General features: G+C 45.8%; 5 protein-coding genes and 3 tRNA genes. All 8 read left to right on the top strand.

All coding sequences use genetic code 11. The features are described 5' to 3' along the window. Nucleotides 1–220: 220 nt before the first annotated feature. The 8 genes from aprB (at nucleotide 221) to TH606_RS09715 (ending at nucleotide 7,960) form a co-directional block, all read left to right on the top strand. Entirely contained in the window at nucleotides 221–676 is a 456-nt protein-coding gene (gene aprB / locus TH606_RS09750) for an adenylyl-sulfate reductase subunit beta (protein ID WP_068543424.1), read from the top strand. 40 nt (nucleotides 677–716) lie between these two features. Beyond that, complete coding sequence (gene aprA / locus TH606_RS09745) at nucleotides 717–2,717, top strand: adenylyl-sulfate reductase subunit alpha (RefSeq protein WP_068543421.1); 2,001 nt, start codon at nucleotides 717–719, stop codon at nucleotides 2,715–2,717. A gap of 142 nt (nucleotides 2,718–2,859) precedes the next feature. After that, nucleotides 2,860–4,107, top strand: coding sequence for a CoB--CoM heterodisulfide reductase iron-sulfur subunit A family protein (locus TH606_RS09740; RefSeq protein ID WP_068543418.1), 1,248 nt, complete (start codon nucleotides 2,860–2,862; stop codon nucleotides 4,105–4,107). A 3-nt stretch (nucleotides 4,108–4,110) separates the two neighbouring features. Then, nucleotides 4,111–6,327, top strand: coding sequence for a hydrogenase iron-sulfur subunit (locus tag TH606_RS09735; RefSeq protein ID WP_068543415.1), 2,217 nt, complete (start codon nucleotides 4,111–4,113; stop codon nucleotides 6,325–6,327). 12 nt (nucleotides 6,328–6,339) lie between these two features. Beyond that, the gene (qmoC, locus tag TH606_RS09730; protein ID WP_068543413.1) at nucleotides 6,340–7,620 is read left to right on the top strand and encodes a quinone-interacting membrane-bound oxidoreductase complex subunit QmoC; all 1,281 of its coding nucleotides are present in this window, start codon (nucleotides 6,340–6,342) and stop codon (nucleotides 7,618–7,620) included. 74 nt (nucleotides 7,621–7,694) lie between these two features. Next, nucleotides 7,695–7,779: transfer RNA gene (locus TH606_RS09725), tRNA-Tyr, on the top strand. A gap of 18 nt (nucleotides 7,780–7,797) precedes the next feature. After that, nucleotides 7,798–7,873, top strand: a tRNA-Gly gene (locus tag TH606_RS09720). Nucleotides 7,874–7,884: 11 nt separating this feature from the next. Beyond that, nucleotides 7,885–7,960, top strand: a tRNA-Thr gene (locus TH606_RS09715). Nucleotides 7,961–8,026 lie beyond the last annotated feature (66 nt).

Here is an 8,026-nt window from a genome sequence, read left to right as displayed (position 1 = left end):
AAAAAAAAAAGACAAATAGCAAATTTTTATAAAAAACGCCTTAAAAGCCTTCTTTAATGAAAATTAAACCTCTTTTATTAGTTTTAATTCCTTAAATTTGCCTTGACACTATTTTTTAGCCAACGTATAAGAAATGGCGAAATGAGTGAACGTTCATCTAAAAAAGTTCAATTTAGCTTAATGTTCTGCTAAGCATAAAAATAAATAAGGAGGTAGGAGTATGCCGAGCTATGTAAACCCTGAGAAGTGTGACGGATGTAAGGGCGGCGAAAAGACAGCTTGCATGTACATCTGTCCGAACGACTTGATGATCCTTGACACCGAAGCCATGAAAGCTTACAACCAGGAACCTGATCAGTGCTGGGAGTGCTATTCTTGTGTCAAGATTTGCCCGCAGGGTGCCATTATGGTTCGTCACTATGCTGACTTTGCTCCTCTGGTAGAAGGCGCTTGTCAGCCCATGCGTGGTACCACTGACATTATGTGGACCATTAAGTTCCGTAACGGTGTGGTAAAGCGCTTCAAGTTCCCCATCAGGACTACGCCTGAAGGTGAAGCTGATCCCACTCTTGGTAAGCCTGATCCTGATCTTTCTGCTATTGGTGATGCTCGTCTTTTTACTCAGGTGGCAGACAATGTAACTCCGGCTGTCCCTGAAGCTGTGGCTTGGAAGTAATTCACGAAAATAAAAAAAATTTGAGATAAGGAGGTAAATTATGGGTAAAATTTGGTCTTATAATCCTGGGCTTCCTTGTGCTGAGCCTGAGATTGTAGAAAAAGAAACCGATATTCTTTTAGTAGGTGGCGGTATGGCCTGCTGCGGTGCGGCTGTTGAGGCTGTTCGCTGGGCTAAGCCTGCTGGCTTGAAGGTAACCCTTGTTGACAAGGCTGCTCTTGAGCGTTCTGGTGCAGTGGCCATGGGTCTTTCTGCTATTAACACCTATATTGGTGAGAATAAGCCTGATGACTATGTCCGCATGGTCCGCTGTGACTTGATGGGTATTATTCGCGAGGATCTCTCTTTTGACGTGGGCCGCCACGTAGATGATAGTGTCGTTGCTTTTGAAGAATGGGGCCTTCCTATCTGGAAGCGCACTGACGACGGTAAAATCCTTGATGGTGCCCAGGCCAAGGCCAAGGGAATGACCCTTAAGTCTGGAGCCAAGCCTGTTCGTTCTGGTCGCTGGCAGATCATGATTAACGGTGAATCTTATAAGTGCATCGTAGCTGAAGCAGCTAAGAACGCTATGGAACAGCTTGGTGAAAACGGCGAAATTCTTGAGCGTGTTTTTATCGTTCGTCCTTTGATGGATGCCAATGAACCTAACCGCTGCTGCGGTGGCGTAGGTTTTTCTGTTCGTGAAAATAAACTCTACATTATTAAGGCCAAGGCTACTCTTGTAGCTACCGGTGGTGCGGTTAACATCTTCCGTCCCCGTTCTGTGGCGGAAGGTCAGGGTCGTGCCTGGTATCCTGTCTGGAACCCCGGTTCTGGTTATGCCATGTGTGCCATGAGTGGTGCCAAGCTCGTGCTCATGGAAAACCGTTTCGTGCCTGCTCGTTTTAAAGATGGTTATGGTCCGGTTGGTGCCTGGTTCTTGCTCTTTAAGGCCCGTGCTACCAACGCCTTTGGTGAAGACTATATTGCCAAGCATAAAGGTGAGCTTGAGAAGTTTAAGCCCTACAGTGAGGCTTCTGTTATCGGAACCTGCTTGCGTAACCACGCCATGCTCATTGAAATGAAAGAAGGCCGTGGTCCTATCTACATCCACACTGAGTGGGCCCTTCAGGAAGCCATGAAGACCATGGATAAGAAAGAATTCAAGAAGCTTGAAGCTGAGGCCTGGGAAGACTTTCTTGATATGTGCGTAACGCAGGCTGGTCTCTGGGCATGCTTGAACATTGAGCCTGAAAAGGTGCCTTCTGAAATTATGCCTACTGAGCCTTACTTCCTTGGTTCTCACGCTGGTTGTGCTGGTGCCTGGTGCTGTGGTCCTGATGAAGACTGGGTGCCTGATCAGTATAAAGAGCCCTGGAAGGAAATTGGTCTCTATAACCGTATGACCACCGTAAAAGGTATGTTCTGCGCTGGAGACACCGTAGGTGCTTGTGGTCACAAGTTCTCTTCTGGTGCTCACGTGGAAGGTCGTATAGCGGCTAAAGCTATGATTAAGTTCTGCCTTGATAATAAAGACTATGTCCCCACTCCTAAGGAAGACCCTGAAACCCTTAAGAAAGAAATCTACGCTCCTTGGTATCGCTTTGAGGAAAACAAAGAAGCTTCTACTTCTTACGAGGTTAACCCCAAATACCTCTTGCCTAAGCAGATCCAGGCTCGTCTCATGAAGCTCATGGACGAATATGTAGCTGGTGTAGCTACTTTCTATCAGACCAACAAAGTTATGCTTGAACGCGGGCTTGAGCTTCTTACCATGCTTAAAGAAGATATGGAAAAAGCCGCGGCTCGTGACCTCCACGAGCTCATGAGGGCTTGGGAAAATATCCACCGTGTATGGACGGCTGAGCTTCATCTCCGTCACGTGCTCTTCAGAGAGGAAACCCGTTATCCTGGTTATTACTACCGTGCTGACTTCCCTGAGCTCAATGATGCTGAGTGGCGTTGCTTTACTCTCTCTCGCTACAACCCTGAGACTGGCGAATGGGAAATGGAGAAGTTCCCCTACGTTCAGATTATCCCTGATCCTCTAGGGCCGTAATGCTGGAATTAAGCTAGCATAAAACTCCAGGTGCCGCCTTATTGGCGGTGCCTGGAGTTTTTTTTACCCTTATTCAGGACTGAAACCCTTTGAAAAAGGGGTTTGAGTTCTGGATAAGGAAATTTCTGCAGAGGAGGCGCTTATGAGTAAAATCCTCGTAGTTGGCGGGGGTATAAGTGGTGTCACTGCTGCCGTTGAGGCAGCCGAGATGGAATATGATGTAGTTTTAATTGAAAAGGAACCTTTTTTAGGCGGGCGTGTAAATCAGCTTCGTTATTATTTCCCAAAACTTTGTCCCCCTACTTGTGGCCTAGAAATTAATTATCGTCGTATCAAAGAGAATCCCAGAATTGATTTTTACACCATGGCCACCGTAAAAGATATTCAGGGTGGTCCTGGTAATTATAAGGTTACCGTTGAGATTGCTCCTCGCTACGTAAATGAAAACTGTACCTGTTGCGGTGAATGTGAAAAGGTGTGTCAGGGAGAAAGAGAGGATACTTTTAATTTTGGTTTAAGTAAGACCAAGGCCATTTACCTTTCCCATGAACACGCATTCCCTGCCCGTTATGTTCTTGATAAGTCGGCCTTGGCTGATGGGGATTTAGAAAGAATTAAAGAGGCCTGTAAGTACAATGCCATAGACCCTGATATGCAACCTCAGACTATCACTTTAGAAGTAGGGGCGATTATCTGGGCCACTGGCTGGAAACCTTACGATGCTACCAAGCTTGATAATCTAAAATACGGTCAGCCTGGTTTTGAAAACGTCATTACCAATATGCAGATGGAAAGATTGGCTGCGCCCAACGGTCCTACCGGGGGAAAAATTCTTCGCCCTTCTGACCAGCAGGTGCCGCAAACCATTGCTTTTGTTCAGTGTGCTGGTTCAAGGGACGAAAATCATTTACCTTATTGTTCTTACATTTGCTGTTTAGCTTCTCTTAAACACAGTATCTATTTTGCTGAGCAAAATCCTGAAGGGAAGGTCTACTTTTTCTATATTGATATCAGGACCCCTGGCCGCTATGAGAAATTTTTAAACCGGGCCAAAGAAGAGGCCAATATTGAATTTATTAAAGGTAAAGTGGCTGACATCCAGCAAGCTGATAATGGTGATTTAATAGTGGTGGCCGAAGATACCCTTTCGGGTAAGAAGATACAAAAGCAGGTCAACATGGTGGTATTGGCTACAGGAATGCAGCCTAGCCTGGCTGGAGAAGAAATACCGCAAGTTCTTGAGATGGACGAAAATGGTTTTGTTATCCCCAGTGAGGCTAAGGGTATGTATGCCTGTGGGTGTGCCAGGCTACCTCTTGATGTCATGTCTTCGAATGAAACCGCTACTGCTGCGGCTTTAAAAGCTATTCAAACTTTGGTAAGGGGGTAAATCATGGAAAAAATAGGAGTTTTTATTTGCACCTCCTGTAATATTGGAGATCGTTTGGATATAGCTGACCTTGAAGCAGCAGCCAATGAACAGGGCTGCGCTTATTGTGCTTCTATGTCTTTTCTCTGTGGTAAGGAGGGCGTAGAAGCTATAAAGAAAGCTATTCAAGAAAATGAGCTTGATAGTGTAGTTATCTGTGCTTGTTCTTCCCGGGTAAACTATGATGTTTTTGATTTTGGCAAAGAAATTCCTGTGGTAAGGGTTAGCTTACGTGAAGAAGTGGTCTGGACTCGCTGGCCCAAGCTTGAGGAAGGTCAGGAAATGCCTGAAGATGAAAGCCAGATTGAGTTTGCTGAAGGGGTGTCTTTTAAAGACGAACTTATGGCCCTGGCTAAAGATTATGTTCGCATGGGGGTGGTTAAGGCTCAAAAAATCGCTCCTCCAGAGCCCTATAAGCTTGAAGGAGAAATTTGTAAGAGAATCCTGGTTATGGGTGGAGGCGTAACTGGGCTTACCGCTGCTCTTGAGGTTGCTAAGGCAGGTTATGAGGCCTTATTGGTGGAAAAAGAAAATGAGCTTGGTGGTTTTGTGGCCAAGATGAAAAAGCAGCTTGAGCCCAATCATCCTTATAAGAACCTGGTTGAGCCTGTTGTTAACAAACTTATTGAAGACGTTCAGGCTAATGACAAAATTCAGGTAGTTACTGGGGCTACGGTAGAAAAAATAGCCGGTGCTCCCGGGGCTTTTAAAGTTACCTATAACGCTGGAGGCAGTGAAGAGACTGTTGATATTGGAGCCATTGTGGTGGCTACTGGTTGGAAACCTTATGATGCTTCTAAACTTGAAGAACCTTATGGTTATGGGAAATATCCCGATGTAGTAACTAATATTCAGTTTGAAGAAATGCTTGCCAAGGGAGAGCTTAAAAGGCCTTCTGACGGCTCTCCTGTGAAAAGTGTAGCTTTTATTCAGTGTGCTGGGCAGCGTGATGAAAATCATCTCCCTTATTGTTCTGGGGTTTGCTGTCTGGCTTCTTTGAAGCAGGCTAAGCTTCTACGCGAGATGGATAGTGAGGCCAAGGCGTATATCTTCTATAAAGATATGCGCACCATGGGTATTTATGAAAACTTTTATCTGGCCCTTCAAGATGACCCTGGAGTCTTTTTAACCAAGGCAGAGTTTAAAGGCCTTAGCCAGGCTGATGACGGACGTCTGGTGGTGGAAGTAGGGGAGACTTTGCTTGGTGAGGATATGGCTGTGCCTGTTGACCTTGTGGTTCTTGCTACGGGAATGGTGCCTACCACGGCTGATGATCCCGTTATTCCACTTGAATACCGTCAGGGCCCAGGATTCCCTGAATTAGAGCTTTTTAGCGGCTATGCCGATTCTAACTACATTTGTTTCCCTTACGAAACCAGAAGGACCGGTATATATGCGGCAGGGTGTGTGCATCAACCAATGGCCACGGCTCAGGCTATGGAAGACGCGGCAGGGGCAGCACTTAAGGCTATTCAGTGTTTGAAAGCGGTAGAGCTTGGGCATGCTGTGCATCCACGTACCTGGGATTTTGCGTATCCAGAATTTAACTTTAAGCGTTGTACTCAGTGTAAACGTTGTACCGAAGAATGTCCCTTTGGGGCCCTTGATGACGATCCAGAAGGAACTCCTATGCCCAATCCTACGCGTTGTAGGCGCTGTGGGACCTGTTTTGGGGCCTGTCCCGAAAGAGTTATCAATTTTAAAGATTATAACATTGATATGGGTAGTTCTATGCTTAAGGCCTGTGAGATGCCTGAGCCTGAATATGGTCAATATCGGGTGGTTGCTTTTATTTGTGAAAATGACGCTCTTCCAGCTTTAGATATGGCCGCATATCACAGAAAGAATATTCCCATGTCTCTTCGTATTATTCCGGTTCGATGCCTCGGGGCAGTTAACGTAGCCTGGATTAGAGACGCTATGAGTGGCGGTTGGGATGGCGTGCTTATGCTGGGTTGTAAATTTGGTGAGAACTATCAATGTCATTTTATTAAAGGAAGTGAACTAGCTAATCGTCGTATGGAAAACGTTGCCGAGACCTTACAGCAGCTGGCCCTTGAACCAGAACGTGTAGTAATTAAAACGGTATCTATTGACGAATACGAAGAATTGCCTAAACTGCTTCAGGAATTTCAAGAAGCTCTTGAAGCTGCGGGAGAAAGCCCCTTTAAAGGTTGGTAAGGAGGTAGAGATATGTCTCATCATTATGTCGAACCGGATTTAAAATTTGTAGAAGGTGTCATTGCCTCTGGTGGTGACACGGTAAAGCGTTGTTATCAGTGCGCCACCTGTGCGGTGGTATGTCCTCTTTCCACAGAGGACGTCCCGTTTCCGCGGAAACAGATGATTTTAGCTCAGTGGGGAATGGCAGATAGGGTAGCAAAAGATCCGGCTATCTGGCTCTGTCATCAGTGTAGCGATTGTACGGCTTACTGCCCACGAGGAGCGAGACCGGGTGATGTTCTTTCGGCTATCAGGGCTATGGCCATCAGAGAATTAGCCGAACCCAAATTTCTCTGGTCTCTTTACAATAGCCTAGCGGGTACTGTTTTGCTCTTTGGTTTTGCTGTAGCTGTTATTTTAGCTGTTATTTTGATTGTCCATCAGGGACTTCCTCATCTTGAATCTCCAGTGCGTTTTTCTCATGGGCTTTTTCATGGTTTCCTTCCGGTGTTGGCTGTTGATGCTATATTTTTGCCGGTAGCCGGTTTTGCCGCGATAATTGCCTGGAGGGGCATCAGTAATCTCTGGCGCCAATTGAATGAGGGGGCGAACATTCCAGTAGCCTATCGGGCTACTACTTCTGAATTGATCAAAAACCATATGATCCCTGTTTTTAAGGAAATCATTAATCATGAGCGCTTCAAAAAGTGCGTAGCTAATTTGCCTCGCTACGGTGCCCATCGCCTTGTGCTTTGGGCCTTTATAATCCTTTTCTTTGTGACCATGGTGGTATTCTTTTTTGCCGATATCGTAGGTACAATCACAGGAAGTGATGTTTTTCATACACCGTGGCCCTTATGGAATCCTATTAAAATCCTCGGCAATTTGGGTGGGTTTATCTTGATTTATGGGGCCATTCTTCTTATTCAAAATCGTAAAGCCAAGGAAGCTGAAGGTATAATGCGTAGTTCTTATAGTGACTGGTTTTTCCTCTATTTAATCCTTTTTGTAGGAATTACTGGTCTTGCGGCTCAGTATCTCAGGATTTTTGACCTCAAAATAGCCTATCCAATGTATGTGGCCCATTTAGCCTGTATCTTTGTTCTTTTCTTGGGGTTGCCTTATTCTAAGTTTGCACACTTAGCTTATAGAACTACAGTTATGGTGTTTGACCACTATATGTCTGGTGTAAGGGCTAAAATGGCAGCTACCGAGGCCATTTCTCAAGCAGAGTCTCAGGCCGCTTCTGAAGAATCTGAAGAAGTATCTCAGGAAGAGGCTGAGGAATCCTCTGAAAAGAAAGAAGCTTAGTTCTTGACATCTAGTTAACTGTTGTTATATTTCGGTTACGGCAGGTCAGGGTGAACTTGACCTGCCGTTTTTGTGGAGAGGTTCCCGAGTGGCCAAAGGGGTCGGGCTGTAAACCCGATGGCGTAGCCTTCGGAGGTTCGAATCCTCCCCTCTCCACCATTTAGTTGAAGCTTGGGAGCGGGAATAGCTCAATTGGTAGAGCATCAGCCTTCCAAGCTGAGGGTTGCGGGTTCGAGTCCCGTTTCCCGCTCCATTTTTATACGAGCCCACGTAGCTCAGGAGGTAGAGCACTTCCTTGGTAAGGAAGAGGTCACCGGTTCGAGTCCGGTCGTGGGCTCCATTTTGTTTTGCTTTTAGAAAATAACGACTTCTTTGAGGAGGAGAGGAGATGAGCAAGCAGAAGTTT

It is taken from the genome of Thermodesulfatator autotrophicus (assembly GCF_001642325.1).
Taxonomy (GTDB): domain Bacteria; phylum Desulfobacterota; class Thermodesulfobacteria; order Thermodesulfobacteriales; family Thermodesulfatatoraceae; genus Thermodesulfatator; species Thermodesulfatator autotrophicus.
This window is presented reverse-complemented; position numbering and strand designations above follow the sequence as displayed.

Coding starts and splice junctions, on each gene's coding strand:
- aprB (WP_068543424.1), top strand. CDS start 221: ATGCCGAGCTATGTAAACCCTGAGAAGTGTGACGGATGTAAGGGCGGC.
- aprA (WP_068543421.1), top strand. CDS start 717: ATGGGTAAAATTTGGTCTTATAATCCTGGGCTTCCTTGTGCTGAGCCT.
- TH606_RS09740 (WP_068543418.1), top strand. CDS start 2,860: ATGAGTAAAATCCTCGTAGTTGGCGGGGGTATAAGTGGTGTCACTGCT.
- TH606_RS09735 (WP_068543415.1), top strand. CDS start 4,111: ATGGAAAAAATAGGAGTTTTTATTTGCACCTCCTGTAATATTGGAGAT.
- qmoC (WP_068543413.1), top strand. CDS start 6,340: ATGTCTCATCATTATGTCGAACCGGATTTAAAATTTGTAGAAGGTGTC.